Source organism: Mitsuokella multacida DSM 20544, from assembly GCF_000155955.1.
Classification (GTDB): Bacteria; Bacillota; Negativicutes; order Selenomonadales; family Selenomonadaceae; genus Mitsuokella; species Mitsuokella multacida.
Genome location: NZ_GG697141.2, coordinates 640,681 through 667,261, shown reverse-complemented (window position 1 = coordinate 667,261; position 26,581 = coordinate 640,681). Strand labels below are relative to the sequence as shown.

Sequence of the window (26,581 nt, the reverse complement as noted above, 5' to 3'; positions counted from 1 at the left end):
TTTCTCTATCCCTGTCAGATGACCTTGTGCCGCCGGTACGTCGGCGAAGCGTCCAGTTCCATCTTTCCCTGCTTGCCCTGAACGGGTGGCAAATAATAGCGATTTTCATTGAGATTCTCTCTTAGGATACCTAATTCTTGGAAAATGCGCAAGGCCGCACCCATCGTATACTGCGAAATATGATGGAATGACTGGCAAAAACCTGCTGTGAGCGCCGCTGTGTCAAAGGGAATCAGTCCCTGCCCCCTCTGCATGGCGTAGAGGTAGCGGTAGATATCGCGCAAGAGTTCCTTCTCGGGGAAGACGCGCTCGCTCTGTGCAGGGCTCAGGTCCTCGACCATGCACTGCAGGCTGCGGCGCCCGTTCCACTCATTGATGGCTGGCGCGTAGACGACGTCGAGTGTTTCGCGGTTGACCGCGGCGGCGAGGTCAGCGCGGTTCCACATCAGGCTCGTCACAGGTGCATCCTCCGTGCCGAGCTTGAAGCGCAGGTGGTTCTGCTCGCGCCCGATGGCCATCGCTTCGCGGCCGCGCACATTGCGGCAGCCGAAATACGGCTTGGGGTTGCCCATGCCGTACGGTTCGAGCAGCGAAAGCTCCTCGACGAGGTCAAGCGTCAGTTCCTCCGGCATCATCTCGAACTCGACCGAGACCTTCGGCTCGTAGTCCTCCTCCGAGAGATGCGCGCCCGCATAGGCGGCAAACGCCGCGCGGAACGCGGGAAGCTCCTCCTCGCGCAGCGAGAGGCCAGCCGCCATCGCGTGGCCGCCGAACTGCAGCAGATGCTCCTTGCAGGCCGAGAGCGCCTCGTACATGTTGAGCCCCTCGATGCTGCGGCACGAGCCGCGGCAGATGCCGTCCTCCTGCACGGAGAGCACGATGGTCGGCTTGTAGAACTTGTCGACGAGCCGTGATGCTGCGATGCCGATGACGCCGGGGTTCCAGCCCTTGCCCGCGACAACGATGGCTTTCGTCTCCGCCATGTCGAGGGACTCGAGCTCCTGCTCCGCCGTCTGGCAGATGGTACTCTCAATCTCGCGCCGCTCCGTGTTGAGCGCGTCGAGCTCGAGCGCGAGCTTGTCGGCCTGCGCGCGGTCCTCCGCCGTCAGGAGTGCGACACCCGTGCGCGCCGACTCGATGCGCCCCGCCGCATTGAGCCGTGGCGCGAGCAAGAAGCCGAGATGACCCGCCGTGATTTTCTTGTCCTTGAGCCCCGCGACCTCGACGAGCGCCGCGACGCCCGGCAGTGCAGTCGCCTCCATGCGGGCCATGCCCTGCTTGACGATGCGGCGGTTCTCCCCGCGCAGCGGCACGATGTCTGCGACCGTGCCGAGCGCGACGAGCTCGAGGTCATCCGTAAAGGCCGACTGGCCGTCCCACAGCTTCCCCGACCGCGCAGCGGCAAGGGCCTGGCAGAGCTTGAAGGCGACGCCGACGCCCGCGAGGTCCTTGTCGGGATACGGGCAGTCCGCGCGATGCGGGTTGAGCACCGCGCAGGCGGGCGGCAGCTCACTGCCCGGCAGATGGTGGTCTGTGATGATGATGTCGAGCTTGCCGGCGCCCTGTATCGCCGCGACGTCCGCGACTGAGGCGATGCCACAGTCCACCGTGACGAGCAGGTCCGACTGCTCCGCAATCTCCTCGAGCGCCCGGCGGTTGAGGCCGTAGCCTTCCGTCATGCGGTCGGGGATGTAGAAGTCCACCTTCGCGCCGAATTTGCGCAGCGTCCGCGTCAGAAGCGACGTCGCCGTCATGCCGTCGACATCGTAGTCGCCGTAGACCGTGATGTGCTCACCCTGCGCCAATGCCTTCTGGATGCGCGCGACGGCCTTGTCCATATCGCGCATCGCGAACGGGTCAGCAAAGGGCAGCCGCTCCGGATGCAGGAAGAGCTCCGCCGCATCGCGCGTGCGGATGCCGCGATGCCAGAGGAGCGCCGCCACCGTCGTATCCCGGCCAATCTCCTGCGCAAACGCCGCTAGCTCCGGCACCGGCTCATACAATTTCCACTTCTTATACAACTCGTATCCCTCTTTGTTACCTTGTGCATTTACGTTATCTATATTATATCATAGTTTACAATGTTTCTCTCTATCATACAGGAAAAGCCAAAACATGACAACTAAAATTTATATGGGATTCGCGGCATTGATATTCTCTCATCGAGAAACTATTGGCAATGGGCCGGGGGATGTATTTCAGCTTTGTCGCGGACGCACCAGACTCGTGAAAGATTATCGTAGCAGGGAGGGTACCATTCCGGTTTCGTCACTCTGTTAAATGGACCGCATGTACCCTTCGCATCCCCAAAGCCCATTCGCCGCCTGCCACGGCGTTCCTTCATCCGTGGCCCAGCAAGTACACGGAGCGGCCCATCCCTGCGGGCAATCACGCCGTTCCTGCAAGCGGAATGGTACCCTCCCTGCTCAGTTACTTTCGAGCCCCGAGCCGCTCTCAAGCGCAGACCTGCATCACATAGGAACTAAGAAACGCAACTGCATGGAGCTCAAAGCGACTGTCACGCATGGACTCAGGGGCGGGGGCTGTATTTCACCTGCAGGAGCACAGTGACTGCCCGCAGGGCTGGGCCCCGATACAGCGTCTTCTTGACACGGCGATGTCAGAACACCGCGGCAGGCGGCGAAATTGCTAGAATAGAAGGCGTGACATGGGGCCCATTCAACGGAGCGACGAAGCTGAAATACAGCCCCCGCCCCCTGCTCCGATGTCAATCGAAAGCGGATGGTGCAATATAAAAAAGAGACTGCCTCAGCAGCAGTCTCTTGAAAAATCCAATATGCGATTTTACGCAGCCTCTGGTTTCGGCTGGTGCTTCTTCTTCTCGCCCCAGTTGCGGAAGACAATCCAGAGCGGGCTCGCGATGAAGATCGACGAGTAGCAGCCGACGGTGAAGCCGACGAGCAGGGCAAACGCGAAGTCTTTCGTCGTGTCGCCACCGAAGAAGTAGAGGGCGGCCGTCGTGAAGAGGACGGTGAAGACCGTGTAGAGCGAACGCGTCAGCGTCTGATAGATACTGCGGTTGACGAGCTCGTCGATGTTGCCGCCGCGGCGGAAGTGCAGCTTGAGGTTTTCGCGGATGCGGTCGAAGATGACGATCGTATCGTTGATCGAGTAACCGACGATGGTCAGCAGTGCCGCGATGAACGAGGAATCAATCTGGCGCTGCGTCAGCGAGAAGACCGCGAGCACGATGAGGATATCGTGGATGAGCGCGAGGACGGCGGCGATGCCGAAGCGCAGCTCAAAGCGGTATGCGACGTAGAGGATAATCAAGGCCCACGAGACGACGAGGGCGAGGACGGCGTTCGTGATGAGCTCGCCGCCGATCGTTGCACCGACTTTCTCTTCACGCAGGACCTGATAGTCGCCGACATCCGTCTTGAGTGTCGCCATGACTTCCTTGCGCTGGTCCTCCTCGAGGTCGCGCGTGCGGATCATGACGTCTTCCGATTCCTTGACGTCGGACTGTGCGCCCGACAGCTGGATGGTCGCATCGTCGAGGTCGTACTTTGCGAGGCTCGTGCGGACTTCTGCGATGCTGACCGGCTGGCTGAACTTGAGGTCAATGATGGTACCGCCGGTGAAGTCGATACCGAAGTTGAACCCGCGGACGGCCATGCAGATGAGGCCCGGGATGATGATCAAAGCGGAAATGAGGAACCAGATTTTCCGATGACCTGCTATATCGAATTTAAGCATCCTTCTTCAAATCCTCCTTTTTCAGATCCTCTTTTTTCCAGAGCATGAAGCCCGTAACACCATAGGCACCCGGCTTCTCAAAGAGCTTGGAGTCGACCATGAGCTTGAGCATGTAATGCGTCAGCGTGATGGCGGTGAACATCGAGAGCAGTGTGCCGAGGCCCAGCGTGATGGCGAAGCCGCGGATCGTGCCCGTGCCGAGGAAGAACAGGACGGCTGCGGCGATGATCGTCGTGATGTTCGAGTCGAAGATCGTCGTGAAGGCGCGCTTAAAGCCCGACTCCATCGAGAGGCGCAGCGTCTTGCCTTGGATCTGGTACTCTTCCTTGAAGTGCTCGAAGATGAGGACGTTCGCGTCGACGGCCATACCGATGGACAGGATGATACCGGCGACACCCGGCAGGGTCAGCGTCGCATCGAGCAGGTACAAGAGGCCGAGCAGCATGATCGTGTAGGCCATCAGGGCGATGTCGGCGATGAAGCCCGACATGCGGTAGAAGAGGATCATGAATAAGAGGACTGCGCCGAGGCCGACGGCAAAGGCGAATTCCGACTTATCCTTGGAATCCTGTCCGAGCGTCGGGCCGACCGTGCGCGTCTCGATGATGTTGACCTTGACCGGCAGCGCGCCGCTGCGGAGGACGACGGCAAGATTCTGCGCCTCTTCGAGCGTCTTCTGGCCCGAGATCTCGGCCTTGCCGCCGAGGATCGGCTCGCGGACATTCGGTGCCGTCAGCACCTCACCATCGAGCAGGATGGCGATCGTACGGCCGACGTTCTTCGTCGTGAGGTCGGCGAACTTCTTCGCGCCCTCATCCGTGAATTCGAGGTTGACGACGTTCTGGCCGTTCTGCTGATTCGTCGCGGCCTGTGCGTCCTTGAGGTCGGTACCCGTGAGCACCGTGTTGCCCTCTTCATCCTTGAATTCGAGCATAGCCGTCTTGCCGATGGTCTTGATAGCGGCATCCGGGTCCTTGACGCCCGGCAGCTCGATGATGACGCGGCGCTCGCCCTCACGCTGGATGATTGGCTCGGTGAGGCCCAGCGCGTTGACGCGCTTCTCCATGATGGTGACGACGCGGTTCATCGCATCATCGTTGACTTTTGCTACATCTGTGTCCTCGGCTTCGAGCACGACATGCGTGCCGCCCTGCAGGTCGAGGCCCTGGCGTATGGAGTTGGCCAAAGGCTTGACGAAGGCAAGGAATATGCCGACGATGGCCACGATGCAGACAATGAGTTTGATGAGACTATTCTTTCTCAACGTTTCACAACCCTTTCTACGTGGTCTATTTATTTGGTTCAATCCGACGCGTTTCCGTCAGGATCAGATTGACTCTTGCATCATGCGCTTCCATCGGGACGCTCGGGACGACCTGGCCATCAAAGGTCAGTGCTGCACGGTAAGCCTGTGGTGCCTTTTCCGCAAGGTAGCGGTCGTAGTAGCCGCCGCCGAGGCCGAGGCGGTCCCCCGCTGGCGAGAACGCCGCACCGGGCACGACGACAAAGTCGACTTCAGAGGCAGGGATGATGGACTGTTCCTCCTCGCGGACGGTCAGGATGCCGAACTTGCCCCGCACGAGCGAGTCGAGCGACGGCAGGTTGACAACTTCCATGAGCCCCTTACCCGTAATGAGCGGCAGGCCGACGCGCTTGCCCGCCTTGAGTGCATGGGCGAGCAAATCATAGAGCTGGACTTCGTCGGGCATCGAGGCGTAGGCGAAGATGGTCTTCGCCTGCTGAAAGCGCGGCTCCTCGTAGAGTCTTGCGAGAATGGCCCGGCTCTTTTCCTCATGCTGCTCCTTCGTCAGCCCCTTGCGGAAGGTGAGCATCTTCTGACGAAGCGCCTTCTTCTCGGCGAGCTTTTTCTCGTGCAGCGTCGTCATCAGGCGGCCTCCTGCTGCGTGACGTTGGCGTTGACGCTCGAGCGCACGACTTCGATGACGACACCGTCGGCAATCTTGAGCTTCAGCGACTTGTCGCCAATCTCCTCGATCGTACCGTAGATGCCGCCGATCGTGATGACCTGGTCACCCTTCTTGAGGCTGTCGAGCATCGCACGGCGGCGGCTCTGCTGCTTTTTCTGCGGACGATAGAGCAGGAAGTAGAAAATCGCGACCATGACGACGATTGGACCGAGCGTCCCAAGTGTTTCTGGACTCATAATGAACAACTCCTTTTACTTTGACATCGTTTCTCTTGTATTTGTATATTCCTAATTTCACACACAGCGCGCTCACTGCTTGCCATGCATCTGGTAATGATTGAAGAAATCGCTGCGGAACTCCGTGAAGCGGTCATCGAGGATAGCCTGACGCATGCGGCGCATGAAATCCTGCAGGAAGTAGAGATTGTGCAGCGACAGGAGGCGCAGGCCGAAGATCTCGTTCGCGCGCACGAGGTGGCGGATGTAGGCGCGCGTGTAGCCATTGCGGCAGGCATAGCAGCCACAACCCTCCTCGAGCACATGGTGGTCATGCGTGAACTGCGCGTTCTTCATGACGAGACGGCCCGTCCAGGTCATGGCCATGCCGTTGCGTGCGACGCGCGTCGGGTAGACGCAGTCGAACATGTCGATGCCGCGCTGCACGCCCTCGACGAGGCAGTCCGGCGTGCCGACGCCCATGAGGTAGCGCGGCTTGTCCTGCGGCAGAAGAGATGTCGAGTACTCGAGCATCTCGTACATGAGTTCCTTCGGCTCGCCAACCGAAAGGCCGCCGACCGCGTAGCCCGGCAGGTCCATCGCCGTCGTCTCGCGGGCACTCCACTCGCGCAGCTCCTTGTACATACCGCCCTGCACGATGCCGAAAAGGCCCTGATTCGGGGCTGTCATCGCCTCCTTGCAGCGCTTGAGCCAGCGGATCGTGCGCTCCGTCGATTTCTTGGCATAGTCGTAGTCGGCCGGATACGGCACACACTCATCGAAGGCCATGACGATGTCCGAACCAAGCGCCATCTGGACTTCCATCGAGACCTCCGGCGAGAGGAACTTCTTCGATCCGTCGATGTGCGAACGGAACGTCACGCCTTCCTCCGTGATCTTGCGCAGGTCACCGAGGCTGAAGACCTGGAACCCGCCGCTGTCCGTCAGGATGGCGCGGTCCCAGTGCATGAACTTGTGCAGGCCGCCGGCCTCGCGGATGAGGTCCATGCCCGGGCGCAGGAAGAGATGGTAGGTGTTCGAGAGGATGATGCCGGCGCCAAGGTCACGCAGCTCATCCGGCGAGACGCCCTTGACGGACGCCTGCGTGCCGACCGGCATGAAGATTGGTGTCGGGAAGCTGCCGTGCGGCGTGTGGATGATGCCTGCGCGCGCCCCCGTGCGCTCGTCCTTCTTGACGAGCTCATATGTGATAGCAGTCAAATAAAAACCTCAACTTTCACTGTTTTTTTGATTATTTGCCCTGACGCGAGGCGAGTTCTTCGCGCAGAGCGCGCTTCATCAGCGCAAGGTCCGGAGTCACACCCGTCCAGAGTGTGAAGGCCGCCGCCCCCTGGCCGGCCAGCATGCCCTCGCCGTTGATGATGGCGTGGCCGTGCGCCTGCGCCTCGCTGAGGAAGCGCGTGCGCTCCGGCGTGTAGATGATGTCGTAGACGAGCGCGTCTTTCTTGAGCTTCGTCCAGTCGACGGGCGGCATGCCCTCGACATGCGGGTACATGCCGAGTGGCGTCGTGTTGACGAGCAGGTCCGTCACCGCGAGGTGGTCCAAGAAGGCGCCGTCCTCCCAGTGGAGCACCTGGATCTCGCCGTAAGATGCGAACTCCTCAGCGAGGCGCTCGGCCTTCGCCGGGTTGCGCACGCCGAGCGTGATGCGCCGGACCTTGGCGCGCAGCAGGCCCCAGATGACGGCGCGCGCGGCACCACCGGCACCAAGCAGAGTCGCTGCCTTCCCCTTCGGCGAGAAGCCCTGCTGGGCGAGCGGCTGCATGAAGCCAATGCAGTCCGTGTTGTAACCCGTCAGGTGGCCATCCCGGTTGACAACCGTATTGACCGCCCCGATGATGCGGGCGTCCTCATCGACCACATCGAGTTCCGCCATGATGGCCTGCTTGTGCGGAATCGTGACATTCCAGCCCGAAAACTGCATGGCTCTGAGGCCCGCCACCGCTTCCTTGAGTTTCTCCGGTGGCACGGGCAGCGAGATATAGACGTAGTCAAGCCCCGCCTCCTCGATGGCCGCATTCTGCAGCACCGGCGAGAGCGAGTGCGCGATGGGCCAGCCCATGACGCCGAGATTCTTTGTCGTTCCTTTGATCATTGCCTCTCCCCTGCCCATCAGCCGTGTGCGCGACGCGTCTTCGTCAAGAGGTCCATCTTGAGCTCGTAGTAGTCCGGTGTCATATCGAGGTAATGGCGGTGCGGATTCTCAAAGCGCTGCTCCTCTTCCCAGATCTCGTGGTCGAGCTGGTTCTTGACATAGTTACGGATCGCATCGAGTTTCGGCAGCTCTTCCGTGCGCTTGCCCTGGCGGACATAGCACTTGCGCAGGTTCTTGAACGTGCAGTTCTCGAACGAGCGGTTCTTCCACGGTTTCTGCGGGTCAACATAGCGCAGTGGCCGCGAATCGTCCAGCTGCTCGCCGCACTTTGCGATGAGATCCGCGACCGCATGGCCGTTCTCATTGTAGACGCGGTAGAGGTCCTTGAGACCGGGATTCGTGATTTTCTCGACATTTTCCGAGACCTTGATGCGCGGCGCGAAGTGGTCGTTCTCGCCGACGGCCGCGAGCTTGTAGACGGCACCGAAGACTGGCTCCGACTTCGCCGTGATCAGACGCTCGCCGATGCCAAACGAATCGATGCAAGCGCCCTGCTGCGTCAAGAGCGACGAGACCGTGAACTCATCGAGGCTGTTCGAGACGACGATCTTGCAGTCCGACAGGCCCGCCTCGTCGAGCATCTTGCGCACGCGCTTGGAAAGGTACGCGAGGTCGCCCGAGTCGATGCGGATGCCGAGGAGGCGCTTGCCCATCGGCTCGAGAACCTCATGCGCAATGCGGATGGCATTCGGGATGCCCGAATGGATGACATCGTAGGTATCGACGAGCAGGATGGTCGCATCCGGATACGTCTCTGCATACTTCTTGAACGCTTCGTACTCATCACCGTAGAACATGACCCAGCTGTGCGCCATCGTGCCCGAGATCGGGATGCCGAACATCTCGCCAGCCGAGCACGTCGCCGTGCCAACGACACCGCCAATGTAGGCAGCGCGTGCGCCGTACGTCGCCGCATCCATGTTATGGGCGCGGCGGGCGCCGAAGTCCGATACCGCACGGCCGGCAGCCGCCTTGCAGATGCGGCGCGCCTTCGTCGCAATCAGCGACTGATGGTTGATCTGCGCGAGAATGGCCGTCTCCACGAGCTGCGCGTCGATGAGCGGCGCGACGACCGTCAGGATTGGTTCATTCGGATACATGACCGTGCCTTCCGGCAGCGCGTAGATGTCGCCCTTGAAATGGAAGTTCTTGAGGTACGTCAGGAATTCCTCCGAGAACATGTGCTGCTGGCGGAAGTACTCGACATCCTCATCCGTGAAGGTCATGTTCTCCACATACTCGATGACCTGCTCGAGACCCGCGAAGATGGCGAAGCCGCCTTCGTCCGGATTCTGGCGATAGAAGACATCGAACGCCACCTGGACGTCCTTGTCGTGGTCCTTGAAGTAACCATTGGCCATGGTCAGTTCGTAGAAGTCCATCATCATCGTGATATTGCGTTTATCAAACTGTGTTTGCGTCAATGAAGCCAACCCCTTTGATGCCGCACCGGAGCGCAGCCGTACTAGTATAGAAGTATCTTGGACATTCGGATATGGATATACGGTAACAATTATATCATCTTAGCCAGTGGTATGCAAAACGTATCCCGCGAAAAAGCCTGAAAAAGAGCGGAAATACAAGAAAAAAGAGCCGCCGCGCATCGCGCAACAGCTCTCTTCCTTCATTTGAACACAGACACACGCTCTGCAGGAGCAGAATACAGTCAGTAGCCGAGGTCGCGCTTGACCTCGTGCTCGAGCGGCTCCTGCTTGACGAAGTGCTCGAGGTCCTCGCAGAACATCTCGACCGTCTTGTCGCGCGTGTAGGCGAGCGTCATCTTGCCCGAGCAGTGCGGCGTCAGGATGACGTTCTTCGCCGTCCAGAGCGGGTCGCCCTCCGGTATTGGCTCCTTGGCCATGACGTCGAGCGCCGCGCCAGCAAGATGCCCCGCATTGAGCGCCTCGACGAGCGCCGCCTGGTCGATCGAATTGCCGCGGCCGACATTGATGACGAATGCATCTTCCGGCAGCATAGCCAGGCGCTCGCGTGAGATCATGTTCGTCGTCTCCTTCGTGCCCGGCAAGCAGAGAACGAGGATGTCCGTCTTTGGCAGGTACGACTCGAGCTCCTCCTGCTTGACGACCGTGTCGTAGACCGGACTGCGCTTGCGGCCCGTGCGGCTGACGCCGATGATGGCCGCCGGCTGGAACGACTGGATGCGCTCCGCATAGCGCGTGCCGATATCGCCCGTGCCGACAATCGTCACGCGGCTGCCCTTAATGGAGCGCAGCGGCAGGTTGTTCTTCCACTCGTGGCGACGGATGATTTCCGCGTACTCCGGATAGCGGCGCACGAGCATCAGCGTCACCATGACGAGGTGCTCCGCAATCGTCACGCCGTACGCGCCCGACGAATTCGACAGCAGGCAGCCGTCCGGCAGCACGCCCGGCTTCAGCACCGGATCAACGCCGGCCGACACACTGCAGAACCACTTAAGGTGCGGCGCCGCCTCCGCGAGCTTCGAGCCGCCACCCGTCGCCGCCGCATAGATGATGTCGACATCCGCGAGGTGCGGCAGCGCCTCGTCATTCGTCTTATAATATGCGACCTCCATGCTGTGCTGTGCAGCCGCAGCCGATATCTTCTCACGATGCGCATCGTTCATAAAGGAATTCACAACAGCGATCTTCATGAAAAAAGCCCCTTTCTGTCGTCAAGCTTTAAGTTACCGGTATCTATGTTACATTTCTTGAATTCGCCAAAACTCTCCAGAAGCCTTTTCCAAAAAGCAAAAAGATGTTACAGAGTTACAGCAGAACAAAAAAGATATCCCCAGAGAAGGGATGCCTTCTATACTTATCGTCAGGCTGCGCCGCCTTCGTTGTTGGCCTCGCCGCTGCTCCAGACTTTCTGTGCATAGATTGCATTGAAGAGCAGAGCCGCCTGCAGAGCGACCTGCGAGAGGTTTGCACCGAGCGTGCCGATCGTGTTGTCGCCCATCATCATCTGGACCGACAGGATCGACCAGTAGACAAAGTTCGCGATGTTGACGAAGATCCAGAGCGACCAGTTCTCGTTGTACTTGAGCACGTAGAGGACCTGCGCGATAAAGCTGATGACAAAGTTGATCGAGTCGAAGTACGGCAGCTGACCGCCGACACCCGCGAGCACCCACCAGCCGATGGCCCAGGCGAGAAACGCGCCGAAGAACACCTTCTTGCGCGTGCCCGGCTGGAACGAATGCGTCTGCTGCTGGCGTCCCCAGAGGTACCAGCCAATCGGCTGCGAGATGACGTAGACGATGTCCATTGCAAACGAGCCGTACGCATGGCTGATCCACGCAACGTACGTCATCGCCACGCACTGGATAAAGCCAAAGATAAAGGAAATCTTGCGCCCCTTCATGCCGTAGACGAGGCAAATGACACCCGCGAGCCCGAGATCATGCCGATTGGACTGTCTGGCACAATGGCAAAGACCGTGAGCTGCAAGAGAATCAGGATGGTCACGTAGATGACCTCAAAGCGCTTCCAGTTCGTGAAGAGCTGGCTGTAGAACCAATTGTGTTTCGTCATGTCATTTCTCCATTTCCTTGTCCGACAGGATATTCAGCGCCGTCAGCAGCGAGTCGCGCTCCCCCTGCGCCACAAGGTCCGCACTGTTGACGAGACTGTTGACGCCTTCCGCAAGGTCACCCTGATAGAGCACGACGTTGTTGAGGATGGACAGCGTCTCTATGCCGCGCAGCCTGCCGATGACCATGAGAATGCCCGACTCCATGTCGTCCGCCTTGATGCCCTTCTTCGACCAGAACGACTCGACCTCGGCATTGTCGTCGACATAGAAGCCGTCATGCGAGCGCACGATGCCGTAGACCGCCTGCGGTGCATAGCGGTGTGCGAGGTGCAGGAGCCGGTACGACGGCACAGCCGGATAGATCTCCGGCACGTACTTGCGCGAGAGACCGTCATCGCGCACGACCCCCTCCGCAATCACGAGCCTGCCGAGCGGGATGTCCTTCTGCATCGCGCCAGCCGAGCCCACGCGGATGACGTACTTCACGCCGACATTGTGGAGTTCCTCGACACCGATGCCAGCCGACGGCGCCCCGATGCCCGTCGACATCGCCAAGATCCGCTGACCGCGGTATGTGCCGACGACCGACTTGTATTCGCGGTTAAACGCCCAAGGCTGCGGGTCATCCATAAGCTTCGCAATCGTATCCACCCGCGCCGGGTCCCCCATGATGATCGCCCGGTCCGTCCCGATCGCATGTGTCAGCTGCGTATGCGGCTGCGGAGCCTCTACTTTCCGTTCCTTGTCCATAAGAACGCCCCCTTATACAAAACCTATCATCTGCATGACAGAACAAACGCTCCATCAGCATCATTGTACTACAGAGACTGGCAGGCGACAAGATAAGATGCATTGCTCTCGTTGCAGATTTATACAGAAAAAGAACTGCTGTTGCCAAGCGAGAAAATCTGCGCTATACTACAGACATCGATGCAAAAGAATAAGCAGAGTAGGTGTTTATGCGTTAAGTGCCGGGTATACGGGGAGTTGATAGCCGGACGAAAGCCATCAGGCTGCGGTGTAAGCATTGCATCCCGCTGCTGCAGGCATGGAAGGCAGTTAAAGACATTCCTTGTTGCAGCAACGCTGCGACACATTGGTACGCGATGGTACGCGTACCACAATGGAAAGGAAGGTCTTTTTTTCATGTCCAGATTCTCCGTCAAACCCCTCGTTTATGCCGGTGTCTCCGTAGCCCTGGCTGTGCTCTTCTCCTATGTCTTTGCCATCCAGACGATCTTCGTGCGCATCACGTTCGGCTTTTTGCCGATTGCCATCTATGGTGCAATGTACGGGCCCATGAAGGCTGGTCTCGTTGCAGCAGCCGCCGACTTCATCGGCACGACCCTGCTCGGCACGAGTATCTTCTTCCCGGGCTTTCTCGTCTCCGGCTTTCTCACAGGCTATATCTACGGCTGGTTCTTCTATCGCAAGCGCGTCACGCTGCGGCGCGCCTGCATCCCGTTCTTCCTCGTCATGGTCTTCATCCACCTGGGCCTCAACACGCTCTGGCTGACCATCTTCTACCACAAGGCCGCTTCGGCCATCTTCCTGAGCCGCCTCATCAAGAACCTTCTCTGCTATCCGATGGAAGTCGGCCTCTTCCTCGCGGTCTACCGGCCACTGCTACGTTTCCTGCCCGAGCAGTTCCCACAGCCAGAAGCCAGCAGGCCAGCGCCCTCTACGGGAGCCTAACGAGCAGTAGGGTATAACACACCCTACTCCATAGAATCCCCTTCAAGATTCCTTGCTGACATCTTGTATTCCTGCTATACTATGTTTTAGAGCGAACACAGCAATTGCTGTCATCTACGATGCAATTGATGGTCATCGGTAATCGAGCCGTCTGGCTCTGGCATAAATCCAAACAAGAAAGGGACGTGATGCCTCTGGTGTCACGTGACGAATGCCTGCTTCCATGGAAGCATTTCTCTCCTCGGAGGTCGCAATCCTCACGGTCTGCGGACTGGCTGCACTCTCGGTGCTGGTCTTCCTCGCCTTGATCGTATTGGCTTCCTTCGGGGTCATTGACGGAAAGTTCCTGCTGGAACTGCTCCGCATCATTCGCAAGTAACCCTTCGGCGTACGTCCACAAATGAAAAAGCCGTCCCACTACGGACGACTTTCTCAGGATGTACGGTGGCCATCAGCGTCTGCCAACGCTGTTTGTATGGCTGAAAAAACTTTTTAGTCACCAGATATGCCGAGCCGACCATCTTAGGTTCGCTCTTTTTATCTATGCAAAGTATACCACAAAGATAGAGGAAAAGTCAATCGAGTCATGCAACGCAGTTATACTATCACTACTGCTCGTCCTTGTGCTCTTGGTTCTGGAAATATCCTTGGTAGAACATTTCGGTTATATGCTCTATCTCTTCTTCGGACCGCATGTCGAGCATGCTCAGTCCTGCGATGAGATTGAGGTATTTGATGCCTGAGACGACTGCTGGGCGGTCGACATTCCACTTTTGCGCCATACGCAATTTGCGGATTGCCTTGAGGAAGCCGATGCATGTCTCCCGCCGACCAAGGATGCGGCTGGACGAGAAGATGACAATCGTGCTCGGATATCCTGTAGCCGCAATCTCTTTAAGCAAACCATAGGGATCATCGTGGTTGCTTGGGTCGTAGACCATCTCAGCGCCCCAGTAAAGACTGGCAACACAGTTGACGAAGGTTCCCCTGCGCTTGCCGTGTCTCGTATAGGTGAAGAAAGAATTGTAAATCTTATTCTGGTAATCCCGGACATTCTCATCCAAGAGGTCTTTTTTCTTCTCGCAGACGAAATCAAATAGATAGGTGTGCAACAGCGCAGCCCATATCTTCTCGTCGATTGCCATATAATACGGGAGATCACTGAGGGCACGATGGATGACCTCGGCATTATGGACGTCATCGGTGGAAGCATCGTCTGTCACCTGCAGATTGGATGCAAAGGAATTAAAATCGTATCCAGTATCCTGCAGGAAATCCTGTTTTTTCAACAGGTCAGCGAAGTAGGCCGAATCTCGCTGGATGTAACGCGGCAGATTTGCTTCAAAATTGCCTTTCAGATATTGGATGCCTTCATCGGTCAAGTACTGCAGTCTCATTCGTCGTCACCTCCGTCCCGTTCTGCTCGTTCTAGTTCGTCCATCGCATGCAGCAAAGGATATTTGAAAATCTGCTGTGCAAGACGCCCGACATTCTTCTTGCTGCTGCCCGTGCCCAGCTGGATGTCCTCGATGTCAATACCGTTCTGTTCCAACAGTTTCTTGAATACACCGTACCAGCGATAGGAATCCATCCCTTCGTCGCTGTCCTTATCGACTTCTTTCATATCCATCAGGACCTCCATGATGGCGGGGACAAAGAATGTCTGGATCATCATGTACCGATCACTGGCCTTGTGGCGGTGATAGACATTGAAGAGGTCACGGCTCACAAAAAGTCGCAGGCAATCGCCCTCGCTATCGACCCAGACATCGCCGGGATTTCCTTCGTCGACAGCGATGGCAAGGATATCGGCCATCTTGTCGTAGTTCTTGCCATCACGGTTGATATCGATAGTATACTCCGGGCCAATGGCCAGGATGCCTCCTTTCCAGATATCAAAGGACGCATCTTTGCCAAAACCCACATTGAACTGCTCATTATGATATCCTTGTATATTCTCTGTCGCAACAATATAAGTACTGATCTCGACTTCATTCGTAAGATTTCCCGCGTCAATCGTTACATCTTCATGGGCATTCTTGGATGAGAAAATCTGACGATAGCCGACAAGAGAACATTCCACATGCGTCACATAACTGACCTTTCCCTGTGTCAACAATCTTTGAAGACCGGGGTCATCAAGCATATAGTCGATGCTGAGCTTCAACTGCCCAAACGTGATATCTTCCTGCACTTCCGCGCGGAAACTGCCGCGTACATAATCGTCATCCATACTGCTGAGTACCGGATATGGAGTGAGCCCCTTATTTAGCCTCATAGTAGTTCACCTCCATCATCATCGGACCTTGGAATCCCGTTGAGAAATGCGCAGCAATCGTCTGCCCCTTTTTGGCAGGGCCGAATGTAATGCTGTTCTTCTCCACCTCTACAGCTGAATCATTTCCCTCAATCTGTACGTCTTTGACGGGGATCTTGTAATTGCCGCGTTCAGCAATCCCGACGACTTCCAAGCGGATGCGCGACTTGCTGATGGGAATCGTGAACGCAAGCGTATACTCTCCATTCACCATGTTGTTGGCAATTAGACGTTTCTTGACCGCTCTGAATTTGAAATTGTATGTATTCTTGGCAGGATCCTTTGTAGTCGTCCTCTTCTTTTTCGTATCATCTTTCTTGTCACCTGCACGGGGCTCATCGCCAAGGCCGCCTTCCTCTAGCGGGTCCTTCACTTTGACCTCTCTGTCCGTGCGACGACGGCTCGCTTTCCTCTTTATCATCTTTGCCTTTGGCTTTCGCTCCTTGAGCTCGACATCCAGAGCCCCATCGCCTGCAGCATCGGCGAAGAATTCATCCATCCCATAGGCAACCTCAACATCTTGCTGCGGTGCGCCGAAATTCTCGATGATTTTCTTGCGCAAATACTTCTTCAGGTCCGTATAAGCGTTCTCGTAGAAAGTCTTTTTGACCTTGCATCGGCCTGGCTCCCACTTGTCATGTGCCGGCATCTCCATCATTTTGAAGATCTGGTTCATGGTATCACCTTGAATCAGAAGAATACCCGTATACGAGATGCTGTTTCCGAGCCGACTCTGTGGAAACAGTGTCATGCCTGTCTTTCTCGTCATCAGAACGCGCTGATTCAAGTCCTCTCCCTGGTGAAGCAGCAAGGTGCATTCTCCGTCTTTGATGCCATACTTCTCGCCGTATTCTGCTGCATCCAGCGGGATAACGCGATTATCTTCTGGATCATCATCACGATGAATCAGGAGATTGTAGTAGTCTTTCAGTTCCGCATACTTTTTGTCATCAAGCTGTGCGATGTACTGTGCTAAGGTATTGCGGTCAATCGTTTCCTGACCAACGTGGACAACGAGTTTCTGGAACTCGATTGAGACAAAGAAATTCTTGAGTACAGCCAAGCGGATTGTCCCATACAAGTCTTTGTCTTTCTCAAGTGCAAGGATGTATATATCTGTACCATTGTCCGTTCGTCTGAAATCACCCATCGAGAACGGCTTGAGGATTGCATTCATATCATCAGAAGCTGAATAGAACCCCGTACCAGTTGTCGTGAATTCCTTGCCAAAGAATCCAGATTCCTTCTGCTTGAATGAGAGCAGGCGTGATACGCCGACGTATGAATCCACCGTATCTGCCTTCGATGCATAGAAGATAGTATGGAAATAAGAACAAGCCAATGGCGCCGCCTTGCCAATGCCGAAGCTGCCGCCGGAATTGATATTCTTGTTGGAGGAACCACGTCCCTTGACCAGCTGATGCCAAGGCGTCTTGCTGTTATTCGTCTCAGCACCAGCAAGCCCTGTCGTATTGTGGTCACTGATGCGCAGGACATCAATCTTGCCCTTCATAAGCTTCTTCGCCTGCTCAAAGAAGTCTGTTGCCACCCGATCTCCTTGCGAGGCTTCGATGCAGCAATCAAAGATATCCCCCAGCTGCCTGCCGCCAGGAATCTCATCCTGCGTGACTTGAAAGAAATCAAAATCGACGACTACAGGGCGACTCTCATCTACCTGCTGATCGACGGAATTCTGGATGACCTCGCGAACCATCGACGAAATCGAATCTGCGCTGAACGTTTCAATACCCGGATCATTGAAGCCATCGACAATTCCCTTGTTATTCGAAGCAAATCTCCATTTGCCAATCTCTCGCATGCAAATCCCCTCTTTCCATGCATGGACGAACATTAACTCATCATAAGAAATCCCGACATGCCATATAAGCAAAAGGGCTGACATATCGTCAGCCCCAAAAGCAGCTTGAACATTCATCAGATCATGCTTTAACTATTCAATTAACCAACATATTCAGAATACACTGTTCTTAATAAAAAGTCAAGGTAGCGATAATCTTTGATGAAGAAAACATGCAAAATATAAAATCTTTCTTTCATGATTGACAGATCTTATCAAGAAAGGCAGCCTGCACTTATTCCGAGAACAGTTGCTCCAAGCACCAGATGAAGCCCTTGGCGCAGCGCTGTTCTGGCTGCTGGAAGTGGTTGCCGGGGTTCCATGCGAGGGTGGTCTTGATGCCGGCTTCCTGCAGCAGGGCGTGCTGCTCTTTGATGCAGGTGCTGACGGTGCGCATGACGGGGTTGCGGCCCTTGTCTTCGCGGTCACCGAGGCTCAGGTAGATGGCGCCTGCGTGTGGATCATGGGCTTTGGCATAGTCGAGCCAGCTGGGGAACCAGACGGACGGCGAGGCGGCGGCAATGGCAGCGAAGGAGTGGCTCTCGTAGGCGCTCCAAAGCGAGAAGAGCGCGGCGAGTGAGTAACCACCAAGCACAACAGGGGCATTCTCTGGCAGATTATAATGCCTCTTAAGTGCAGGCAGGATTTTCTCAATGGATTTCAGTGTCTCTCCTGCCCCTGCACCGAAGTCCTGCTTACCGAAGACGGCTGGTGCCTGCCATGGGGATAGCTCCTGATTCCAGTCCTTGACAGCAATGAACGCGACAGCCAACGGCACGCTTATAGCGGCGGCAATGGCGCTGACTTCATCAAAGAGCCCTTTGCGCGCAACAATCTCTTCCTGCTCGACGGGTTGCACGAGCAGGGCGTGTGGCCTTGGTTCATGCAGGACAAGGCCGCGCATTGCCTCCTCGCTCAAAGGAAAATCGACGGGCAACTCGTCGCACTGCCATTTCCTACTGTTTCTCTTGATGGACTGTCCCATATCTATTTCATCTCCATTTCCATTTTCATCTAAATAAGACTCCTTGCTGGTACCTGCCATTCCTGCTATACTATGTGCAGGCATGAAAAAAGCCGTCCTGCCAGGGACGACTTTTCGGGATGTACGATGGCCATCAGCGTCAGCAACCGCTGTTTGTATGGCCGAAATTTTAGCCTACAGATATGCCGAGCCGACCATCTTAGGTTCGCTCTTTTTATCTATGCAAAGCATACCACAAAAATATAGAAAAGTCAATCGAACCGTACATTGCCTGAGCACAGTGCGACAGTATATAAGAAAGGAGCAGTAAGTATGGCTCTCTTTGCAATCGGTGACTTCCACCTCTCGTTCCAGACGCCGGAGAAGTCGATGGACGTCTTTGGCAAGGCGTGGCAGCACCATGAAGAAAAAATCAAGCGGAACTGCGAGGCGCTCGTCGGGCCGCACGACACGCTCGTCATCACGGGTGACCATTCGTGGGGTCGCAAGCTGCCGGAGTGCGAGCAGGACCTCGCGTTCATTGCGGCGCTGCCGGGGCGCAAGATCCTGCTGCGCGGCAACCACGACATGTTTTGGGATGCAAAGAGGACAGCCTCCCTCAACCGGCGGTTCGAGGGGCGGCTGTCCTTCCTGCAGAATAATTTCTATGCCTACGAGGACTACGCACTCGTCGGCACGAAGGGCTTCACGTTTGAAGGGCCCTTCTATCTTGACGGCGAAGGTCATGTCGTCGGCTGGGATGAGGAACGCGAAGCACATGCCAGGAAACTCATCGAGCGCGAATGCGTGCGGCTGCGCCGTTCGCTCGATGCGGCCGTGGAGGCAGGCTACAAGAAGTTCCTCCTGTTCCTGCACTATCCGCCGACGAACATCCTCGAGCAGCAAAGCCCCTTCACGGATATCGCGGAGGAATACGGCGTCGAGCAGGTCATCTACTCACACTGCCACGGCGAAGAACGCTTCCACGACAGCCTGCAGGGCACCGTGCGCGGCATCACCTACCGGCTCGTCTCGGGCGATTACCTCGACTTCCGACCGGTAAAGATCCTCTGACCGTGCCCCAGCAAAGCTGGGCCATGGCTCAGGCTTCTGTCTCTTTGCCAGGCCGACGGTACTTCAGGAGTTCCTGCGGCATGCGTCGGTTCTTGTGGTAGAACTCCCAATCGTGGTCGCCGAGCTCGCGCTGTACGCGGCACGGTACGCCGAAGGCCAGCACATTGGCGGGGATATCACGCGTCACGACACTGCCTGCGCCGATGACCGTGTTGTCGCCAATCGTGACGCCGGGCACGACGATGACGCCCGCGCCGAGCCAGACGTTCTTGCCGATGTGGACCGGCAGGTTGTACTGGTAGGCCCTCTCGCGGAGCTCTGGCGCCAGCGGATGGTTGGCCGTCGCAATCGTGACATTCGGCCCGATCATCGTGTGGTCGCCGATGTAGATGTCGCAGTCATCGACGAGCGTCAGGTTGAAATTCGCGTAGACCTGATTGCCGAGATGCAGATGATGACCGCCCCAGTTCGCGCGCAGCGGCGGCTCGATGTAGCAGTCCTTGCCGACTTCGGCCAGCATCTCCTTGAGCAGCGCCTGCCGCTTTTCCTGCTCATGCGGACGCGTCGCGTTGAAGTCGTAGAGTTTCTCCAAGCAGTCGAACTGCTGCTCCATCAGGCTCGTATCCGACGGCCAGTAGATCTCCCCGCTCTTCATCTGCTCTTCATCTGCTCATATGGTGTACTCATGCAATCTCCTCTTTTCTCTTTCTTTTTATTTGTGTTCTGTTTTTACTAATTCGATGATATCCTTCGGTTTCCTGCCTGATGAATATGAATACGATTGGGGAGAAAAAATCGGCATCATTCAGTAATTCTGAACGATGCCGATTTTAATTTATGAATAAATTTATTATTTATTCACCTTTCCGGTGCTGCCTCTCTTAGTCATCGGGATGCCCTGTTTGCAAAGCGGGCAGTCCTCCGGCTTGTAGGTCTCAACGTTGAGGTGCAGCAGTGCGGTGCACGGGACGTCACCGAAGTTGACTTTGCCGCCACTGCGGTCGACGAGCATGCTGACGGCGACGGGGATGCCGCCGTTGGCCTTGACGACGTCGATGACTTCCTTGATGGAGCCGCCGGTCGTGACGATGTCTTCGACGATCAGGCAGCGCTCACCCGGATGCAGGTGGAAGCCGCGGCGGAAGGTCATCTTGCCATCGACGCGCTCGGTGAAGATGGCGCGCGTGCCGAGGGCCTTGCCCGTCTCATGGGCGAGCAGGATGCCGCCGGTCATCGGGCCGACGACGGTCTCGATGTTGGCGTCCTTGAACTTCTCGGCCATCGCCTCGCAGAGCTGCTGCGTGTACTTCGGATGCTGCAGCACGTTGAATTTCTCGACGTAGTGCGGGCTGTGCAGGCCGGACGTCAGCAGGAAATGGCCATTCATGATGGCGTTCGTCTTGACCAGCAGGTCTTTTACTTCTTCTTCGGTCATTGTCATTTTACCGTCTCCATTTCTTTCAAGATAGCCTCGGCGGCTGCTTTCGGGTCTTCGGCAGCGCGGATTGGGCGGCCGATGACGAGGTGGCTCGCGCCATTTGTGAGGGCCTTAGCAGGCGTCGCGATGCGGCTCTGGTCGTTGATGGCCGAGCCAGCGGGGCGCACGCCCGGCGTCACGATCAGGAAATCCGCGCCGCATGCCTCGCGAATCAGGGCCGCTTCCTGCGGCGACGCGACGACACCGTCGAGGCCAGCCGACTTCGCGAGCTTGGCGAGGCGCACGACGGCATCCTGGATGGGCAGCGTCTGGCCGACGCCATCCCAGTCCTCCTGATTGATGCTCGTGAGCACCGTGATGGCGATGAGCTTCGGGCACGGGATGCCCCTCTCCTCTGCTGCGGCGTGCAGCCGGTCGGCCGCCGTCTTCATCATCGTATAGCCGCCACTCGCATGGACGTTGAGGATGTCGGCGCCGAGGTCCATCAGCGAGCAGAGCCCGCCGGCCACCGTGTTCGGGATGTCGTGGAGCTTGAGGTCGAGGAAGACGTGCTTTCCCTGGCCACGCAGCCAGCGGACGACTTCGCCGCCGACGCTGTAGAAGAGCTCCATGCCGACTTTATAGTAAGAGACGCTATCTCCGAGCTTCTCGACGAGGGCTTTGACGTCCTCCATCGTGTGGAAGTCGAGTGCCACGATCAGGCGGTCATCTGCTTTGATAGCCATAGTTCTCCTTATCCTTTCTGAACATCTTTTGGGAAACCGAGAAAGCCCGGGTTAGCCTTGCCGACGATCTCCTCGATGCTCGAGAAGCCGTTCTCGGCGAGGTAATCCGTGAGGCCATCGCAGATCTTCATCGTGATCTCCGGGTCGGTGAAGTTGGCCGTGCCGACGGCGACGGCGCTCGCACCGGCGAGGAAGAACTCGACGGCATCCTCGGCGCTCGCGATACCGCCCATGCCGATGATCGGGATGTGGACGGCCTGCGCGACCTGCCAGACCATGCGCACGGCGACTGGCTTGACGCATGGGCCCGAGAGACCACCGGTGATGTTGCCAAGCACCGGGCGGAAGCGATGGATGTCGATCTCCATGCCGAGCAGGGTGTTGATCAGCGAGACCGCGTCAGCGCCGGCCGCCTCGACAGCCTTGGCCATCGCGACGATGTCCGTGACATTCGGCGAGAGCTTGAGGATGACGGGCTTCTTGGTATGCGCCTTGGCCGCGCGGACGACGGCCGAAGCCGCCTCCGGGTCGGTGCCGAAGACGATGCCTCCTTCCTTGACATTTGGGCACGAGACGTTGAGCTCGATGGCGGCGACGCCCGGCACATCGAGGAGGCCGGCGAGCTTGCCGTAGTCCTCGGCCGTGCTGCCTGAGATGTTGACGATGACGTTCATGCCGTACTGCTGGATGCGCGGCAGGGTCTCCTTGAGGAAATGCTCGACGCCCGGATTTTCGAGGCCGATGCAGTTGAGCATGCCCTTCGGTGTCTCCGTGATGCGCACGCCGTCGTTGCCGCGGCGCGGCAGGAGCGTCGTGCCCTTGACCATGACGCCGCCGAGGCGCGAGAGGTCGACGAAGTCGGCGAATTCCTCGCCGAAGCCGAACGTGCCCGAGGCCGTCAGTACCGGCGTCTGCATGGCGATGCCGAGCAGATTCGTGTGGAGTCGTTCGTCACTCATGCAAACACCTCCTCTGCCGGGAAGACGGGGCCGTCTTTGCAGACCTTCTTGCGCTGGCCGTCCGTCGTGTCAATGGAGCACGAGAGGCAGGCGCCGAGGCCGCAGGCCATGCGCTTCTCGAGCGAGACTTCGCACGGGATGCCGTGCTCTTTGGCGATCTTGGCGACGCCGCGCATCATGATCTCAGGGCCGCAGGTCACGACGACATCGTAGTCGCCCTTCTCGAGAATCTCGGGAAGGACGGTCGTCGTGAAACCCTTCGTGCCGAGCGAGCCGTCATCCGTCGTCAGGAAGCACTGGCCGCAGAGATCGTCGAAGAGGTTCTTCCAGAAGAGCTCTTCGGCCGTCTTGCCTCCCATGAGGACGTCGGCCTTGCCCTGCATCGCCGCTGCGTAATAAAGCAGGGGCGAGAGGCCCATGCCGCCGCCGACGATCAGCGGATGTTCGTACTGCATCGCGAAGCCGTGGCCAAGCGGACCGAGGACGTTGACGATTTCTCCGGGCATCAGCTCGGAGAGCGCCTTTGTCCCCCTGCCGACGACGCGGTAGATGAAAGCAATGCTCCCCTTCTTCTCGTCGACCGCGGCCACGCCGACGGGGCGGCGCAGCGTGAAGTCCCCCGAGAGGATGCGCAGCTGCACGAACTGGCCGGCCCGCGCGAGGCGCGCAATCTCCGGCGCCTCGACGACGAGAAAGAAGACGTCCGTCGCGAGCTCCTGCTGAGCGAGGACCTTCGCATCGCGCACGATTTTTTTCGGCTGATTAGGCAAGGTCATCACCACCACCTACATAGTCCTGGATGGCCAGCGAGTAGACGAGGCGGCGCTCCCGCATGAAGGAGAGCACGCGCAGGACTTCCCAAGCCGTGTCGAGAGACGTCAGGCAGGCGATGCCGTGCTCGACCGTCGCGCGGCGGATCTTGAAGCCGTCCTTGGCCGAGTGCTTGCCCTGCGTCAGCGTGTTGATGACCATGTTGATCTTGCCGTTCTTGATCATCTGGATGATGTCGGAACTGCGCTCGTGGACCTTGCCGACGACCTCTGCGTCGATGCCCATCGACTGGATGGCCTTGGCCGTGCCTTCCGTCGCGCAGATCTCGAAGCCGAGCTCCGAGAAAGCCTTGGCGAGCTGCTTCATCTCTTCCTTGTCCTTGTCGGCAACCGTGAAGAGGATGCAGCCCTTCGTCGGGACGTGGATGCCCGAGCCGATGATGGCCTTGTAGAGGGCGCGCGCGTAGTGGTAGTCGATGCCCATGACCTCGCCCGTCGACTTCATCTCAGGTCCGAGCGCGATATCGACGTCCGTCATCTTCGCGAACGAGAAGACCGGCGCCTTGACGGCGACATACGGCTTCGGCGGCACGAGGCCCGACTTGTAGCCGAGTTCCTTGAGCGTATGGCCCATGGCGATGCGCGTCGCGAGGCCGACCATGTCGACGTTCGTGACCTTCGAGAGGAACGGCACCGTGCGCGAGGAGCGCGGGTTGACCTCGATGATGTAGACCTCGCCGTCGACGACGACGAACTGGATGTTCAGGAGGCCCTTGACGTGCAGCGAGAGCGCGAGGCGCTTCGTGTAGTCGATGATCGTGTAGATGACCTTCGAGGAGAGCGTCTGCGGCGGGTAGACGGCGATGGAGTCACCCGAGTGGACACCGGCGCGCTCGACGTGCTCCATGATGCCCGGGATGACGACGTCGACACCGTCGGAGATGCCGTCGACCTCGACTTCCGTGCCCTGCATGTAGCGGTCGACGAGGACCGGATGGTCCGGCGTGACCTTGACAGCGCGGCTCATGTAGTCGCGCAGCTCGGCCTCATTGTAGACGATTTCCATCGCGCGGCCGCCGAGAACGTACGACGGGCGGACCATGACCGGATAACCGATCTTCGCGGCGCCCGTGACAGCCTCGTCGAGGTTCGTGACGCTGATGCCCTGCGGACGCGGGATCTGCGTCTGCGTGAGGACTTCGTCGAAGCGCTCGCGGTCCTCGGCGCGATCGATGTCGTCGACCGACGTGCCGAAAACCTTGACGCCGGCCTTCTGCAGGGATGCGGCGAGGTTGATGGCCGTCTGGCCGCCGAACTGGACGATGACGCCCTCTGGATTCTCTTTATCGATGATGTTGAGCACATCTTCCGTCGTCAGCGGCTCGAAGTAGAGTCGGTCGGAGATGTCGAAGTCCGTTGAGACGGTCTCCGGGTTGTTGTTGATGATGATGGCCTCGATGCCCATCTCGCGCAGTGCCCAGACGGAGTGGACCGAGCAGTAGTCGAACTCGACGCCCTGGCCGATGCGGATTGGGCCGGAGCCGAGCACGATGACCTTGCGGGCATCAGATACCTTGACTTCGTCCTCCTCTGCCTGGAAGGTCGAGTAGTAGTACGGCGTAGCGGCCTCGAACTCGGCTGCGCACGTATCGACCATCTTGTAGCGCGGCAGGATGTGCATCGTCTTGCGGACCGTGCGGATCTCGTCCTGCGTCTTGCCCGTGATCTCGGCGATGGAGCGGTCGGCGAGGCCGATGTTCTTCGCCTCGAGCATGAGGCTCGGCGTCAGGGCTTCTTCCTTGAGCTTGTTCTCGACGGCCGTGATGTTCTGGATCTTGTAGAGGAACCACTTGTCAATCTTCGTGATCGCATGGATCTCGTCGATCGTCGCGATGCCGCGGCGCAGCGCCTCGGCAATGACGAAGATGCGCTCGTCGTTGATGCGCGCGAGGTTCTTCTTGACGCGGGCATCGTCCCACTCGTCCATCTTGTCCATGTGCAGGCGGTGCACGCCGATCTCGAGCGAGCGCACGGCCTTGAGGATGGCGCCTTCGAAGTGGCGGTCGATGCTCATGACCTCGCCCGTCGCCTTCATCTGCGTGCCGAGCGTGCGGTCCGCGTAGACGAATTTGTCGAACGGCCAGCGCGGGAACTTGACGACGCAGTAGTCGAGCGCCGGCTCGAAGCAGGCCTTCGTCTTCTGCGTGACGGCGTTCGTGATCTCATCGAGCGTGTAGCCGATGGCAATCTTGGCTGAGACCTTGGCGATCGGATAGCCCGTCGCCTTCGAAGCGAGTGCCGAGGAGCGGCTGACGCGCGGGTTGACCTCGATGACGTAGTAGCGGTTGCTGTTCGGGTCGAGTGCGTACTGCGCGTTGCAGCCGCCTTCGATGCCGAGCTCGCGGATGATGCGCAGCGATGCACTGCGGAGCATCTGGTACTCGTGATCCGTCAGCGTCTGCGACGGAGCGACGACGATGGAGTCGCCCGTGTGGACGCCGACCGGGTCGAAGTTCTCCATGTTGCAGACGGTGATGCAGTTGTCGTGGCCGTCGCGCATGACCTCATACTCGATCTCTTTCCAGCCGGCGACGCTGCGCTCGATGAGCACTTGGCCGATCATGGAGTACGTCAGGCCCTTGATGACGATCTCGACGAGCTCTTCCTCGTTCTCGGCAATGCCGCCGCCAGTACCGCCCATCGTGTAGGCCGGGCGGACGATGACCGGGTAGCCGATCTCATTGGCAAACTCCACAGCCGACGGCACATCCTCGACGATTGTGCTCTCGGGGATCGGCTCGCCGAGCTTCTGCATCGTCTCCTTGAAGAGCTCGCGGTCCTCGGCGCGCTCAATGGCCTTGAGCGGCGTGCCGAGCAGCTCGACATGGTACTTCTCGAGTACGCCCTTCTCCGAGAGCTGTACCGCAAGGTTCAGGCCAGCCTGACCGCCGAGCGTCGCGAGCAGGCCGTCCGGGCGCTCCTTCGAGATGATCTCCTCGAGGAACTCGACCGTCAGCGGCTCGATGTAGACGCGGTCGGCGATGTGCGTATCCGTCATGATCGTCGCCGGGTTCGAGTTGACGAGCACGACTTCGAGGCCCTCTTCTTTGAGCGCGCGGCAGGCCTGCGAGCCGGCGTAGTCGAATTCAGCGGCCTGGCCGATGATGATTGGGCCAGAGCCGATGACCATTACTTTATTGAGATTCGCTTTCTTTGGCACGAG

General features: G+C 58.1%; 25 protein-coding genes and 1 riboswitch. Of the genes, 3 read left to right on the top strand and 22 right to left on the bottom strand.

Features of this window, described 5'->3' with window-relative positions; translation table 11 throughout:
- Positions 1-14: 14 nt before the first annotated feature.
- The 12 genes from recJ to MITSMUL_RS03070 form a co-directional block, all read right to left on the bottom strand.
- Entirely contained in the window at positions 15-2,021 is a 2,007-nt protein-coding gene (recJ, locus tag MITSMUL_RS03120) for a single-stranded-DNA-specific exonuclease RecJ (RefSeq protein ID WP_005839866.1), read from the bottom strand.
- A 784-nt stretch (positions 2,022-2,805) separates the two neighbouring features.
- Entirely contained in the window at positions 2,806-3,720 is a 915-nt protein-coding gene (gene secF, locus MITSMUL_RS03115) for a protein translocase subunit SecF (RefSeq protein WP_005839864.1), read from the bottom strand.
- Entirely contained in the window at positions 3,713-4,966 is a 1,254-nt protein-coding gene (secD, locus tag MITSMUL_RS03110) for a protein translocase subunit SecD (protein WP_187115581.1), read from the bottom strand. The genes secF and secD overlap by 8 nt, the downstream gene beginning before the upstream one ends.
- Positions 4,967-5,009: 43 nt before the next feature.
- On the bottom strand, positions 5,010-5,606 hold the full coding sequence (locus tag MITSMUL_RS03105; RefSeq protein WP_005839862.1) for a 5-formyltetrahydrofolate cyclo-ligase: 597 nt from the start codon (positions 5,604-5,606) through the stop codon (positions 5,010-5,012).
- The gene (gene yajC / locus MITSMUL_RS03100; RefSeq protein WP_005839860.1) at positions 5,606-5,884 is read right to left on the bottom strand and encodes a preprotein translocase subunit YajC; all 279 of its coding nucleotides are present in this window, start codon (positions 5,882-5,884) and stop codon (positions 5,606-5,608) included. The genes MITSMUL_RS03105 and yajC overlap by 1 nt, the downstream gene beginning before the upstream one ends.
- A gap of 72 nt (positions 5,885-5,956) precedes the next feature.
- A complete protein-coding gene (gene tgt, locus MITSMUL_RS03095) occupies positions 5,957-7,084 on the bottom strand; it encodes a tRNA guanosine(34) transglycosylase Tgt (RefSeq protein ID WP_005839858.1) in 1,128 nt (375 codons plus the stop codon).
- A gap of 31 nt (positions 7,085-7,115) precedes the next feature.
- On the bottom strand, positions 7,116-7,979 hold the full coding sequence (locus tag MITSMUL_RS03090; protein ID WP_040635374.1) for a shikimate dehydrogenase: 864 nt from the start codon (positions 7,977-7,979) through the stop codon (positions 7,116-7,118).
- Positions 7,980-7,996: 17 nt separating this feature from the next.
- Positions 7,997-9,463 carry a nicotinate phosphoribosyltransferase gene (locus MITSMUL_RS03085; protein WP_272869386.1) on the bottom strand — a complete coding sequence of 489 codons (1,467 nt, stop codon included), beginning with the start codon at positions 9,461-9,463 and terminating at the stop codon, positions 7,997-7,999.
- A 242-nt stretch (positions 9,464-9,705) separates the two neighbouring features.
- The gene (locus MITSMUL_RS03080) at positions 9,706-10,674 is read right to left on the bottom strand and encodes a D-2-hydroxyacid dehydrogenase (RefSeq protein ID WP_005839850.1); all 969 of its coding nucleotides are present in this window, start codon (positions 10,672-10,674) and stop codon (positions 9,706-9,708) included.
- 170 nt (positions 10,675-10,844) lie between these two features.
- Positions 10,845-11,387, bottom strand: a complete 543-nt coding sequence (gene pnuC / locus MITSMUL_RS03075) for a nicotinamide riboside transporter PnuC (protein ID WP_005839849.1) — start codon at positions 11,385-11,387, stop codon at positions 10,845-10,847.
- Positions 11,384-11,557: a hypothetical protein gene (locus MITSMUL_RS12955; RefSeq protein WP_005839847.1), complete on the bottom strand. Its 174-nt coding sequence runs from the start codon at positions 11,555-11,557 to the stop codon at positions 11,384-11,386. Before MITSMUL_RS12955 ends, pnuC begins: the two co-directional genes overlap by 4 nt.
- Before the next feature lies 1 nt (position 11,558).
- Positions 11,559-12,308: a nucleoside phosphorylase gene (locus MITSMUL_RS03070; protein WP_005839845.1), complete on the bottom strand. Its 750-nt coding sequence runs from the start codon at positions 12,306-12,308 to the stop codon at positions 11,559-11,561.
- Between the two features lie 193 nt (positions 12,309-12,501).
- Positions 12,502-12,600, top strand: a riboswitch (THF riboswitch).
- A 104-nt stretch (positions 12,601-12,704) separates the two neighbouring features.
- Between MITSMUL_RS03070 and MITSMUL_RS03065 the strand changes: the two genes are divergently transcribed.
- Both MITSMUL_RS03065 and MITSMUL_RS12525 read left to right on the top strand, forming a co-directional pair.
- On the top strand, positions 12,705-13,253 hold the full coding sequence (locus tag MITSMUL_RS03065) for a folate family ECF transporter S component (RefSeq protein ID WP_005839844.1): 549 nt from the start codon (positions 12,705-12,707) through the stop codon (positions 13,251-13,253).
- Between the two features lie 223 nt (positions 13,254-13,476).
- Positions 13,477-13,632, top strand: coding sequence for a hypothetical protein (locus MITSMUL_RS12525; RefSeq protein ID WP_005839843.1), 156 nt, complete (start codon positions 13,477-13,479; stop codon positions 13,630-13,632).
- Positions 13,633-13,861: 229 nt separating this feature from the next.
- Here MITSMUL_RS12525 and MITSMUL_RS03060 read toward each other — a convergent pair whose 3' ends face one another.
- The 4 genes from MITSMUL_RS03060 to MITSMUL_RS03045 form a co-directional block, all read right to left on the bottom strand.
- The gene (locus MITSMUL_RS03060; RefSeq protein ID WP_005839842.1) at positions 13,862-14,650 is read right to left on the bottom strand and encodes a DUF6339 family protein; all 789 of its coding nucleotides are present in this window, start codon (positions 14,648-14,650) and stop codon (positions 13,862-13,864) included.
- Positions 14,647-15,486, bottom strand: a complete 840-nt coding sequence (locus MITSMUL_RS03055) for a hypothetical protein (RefSeq protein WP_005839839.1) — start codon at positions 15,484-15,486, stop codon at positions 14,647-14,649. Before MITSMUL_RS03055 ends, MITSMUL_RS03060 begins: the two co-directional genes overlap by 4 nt.
- A gap of 31 nt (positions 15,487-15,517) precedes the next feature.
- Positions 15,518-17,389, bottom strand: coding sequence for a hypothetical protein (locus tag MITSMUL_RS12060; RefSeq protein WP_147653083.1), 1,872 nt, complete (start codon positions 17,387-17,389; stop codon positions 15,518-15,520).
- A 274-nt stretch (positions 17,390-17,663) separates the two neighbouring features.
- The gene (locus MITSMUL_RS03045; protein ID WP_211205208.1) at positions 17,664-18,347 is read right to left on the bottom strand and encodes an alpha/beta hydrolase; all 684 of its coding nucleotides are present in this window, start codon (positions 18,345-18,347) and stop codon (positions 17,664-17,666) included.
- A gap of 378 nt (positions 18,348-18,725) precedes the next feature.
- Between MITSMUL_RS03045 and MITSMUL_RS03040 the strand changes: the two genes are divergently transcribed.
- A complete protein-coding gene (locus tag MITSMUL_RS03040) occupies positions 18,726-19,466 on the top strand; it encodes a metallophosphoesterase (protein WP_005839832.1) in 741 nt (246 codons plus the stop codon).
- Positions 19,467-19,494: 28 nt separating this feature from the next.
- On the opposite strand, the gene MITSMUL_RS03035 is transcribed toward MITSMUL_RS03040, so the two are convergent.
- The 6 genes from MITSMUL_RS03035 to carB form a co-directional block, all read right to left on the bottom strand.
- Positions 19,495-20,121 (bottom strand): sugar O-acetyltransferase, encoded by a 627-nt coding sequence (locus tag MITSMUL_RS03035; protein ID WP_005839830.1) that lies wholly within the window; start codon positions 20,119-20,121, stop codon positions 19,495-19,497.
- Positions 20,122-20,316: 195 nt separating this feature from the next.
- Entirely contained in the window at positions 20,317-20,901 is a 585-nt protein-coding gene (gene pyrE / locus MITSMUL_RS03030; RefSeq protein ID WP_040635807.1) for an orotate phosphoribosyltransferase, read from the bottom strand.
- Positions 20,902-20,903: 2 nt separating this feature from the next.
- Positions 20,904-21,629, bottom strand: coding sequence for an orotidine-5'-phosphate decarboxylase (gene pyrF / locus MITSMUL_RS03025; RefSeq protein WP_005839824.1), 726 nt, complete (start codon positions 21,627-21,629; stop codon positions 20,904-20,906).
- A gap of 8 nt (positions 21,630-21,637) precedes the next feature.
- Positions 21,638-22,588, bottom strand: a complete 951-nt coding sequence (locus tag MITSMUL_RS03020) for a dihydroorotate dehydrogenase (RefSeq protein ID WP_005839822.1) — start codon at positions 22,586-22,588, stop codon at positions 21,638-21,640.
- Positions 22,585-23,364 carry a dihydroorotate dehydrogenase electron transfer subunit gene (locus tag MITSMUL_RS03015; protein ID WP_005839820.1) on the bottom strand — a complete coding sequence of 260 codons (780 nt, stop codon included), beginning with the start codon at positions 23,362-23,364 and terminating at the stop codon, positions 22,585-22,587. Before MITSMUL_RS03015 ends, MITSMUL_RS03020 begins: the two co-directional genes overlap by 4 nt.
- On the bottom strand, positions 23,351-26,578 hold the full coding sequence (gene carB / locus MITSMUL_RS03010) for a carbamoyl-phosphate synthase large subunit (RefSeq protein ID WP_040635371.1): 3,228 nt from the start codon (positions 26,576-26,578) through the stop codon (positions 23,351-23,353). Before carB ends, MITSMUL_RS03015 begins: the two co-directional genes overlap by 14 nt.
- Positions 26,579-26,581 lie beyond the last annotated feature (3 nt).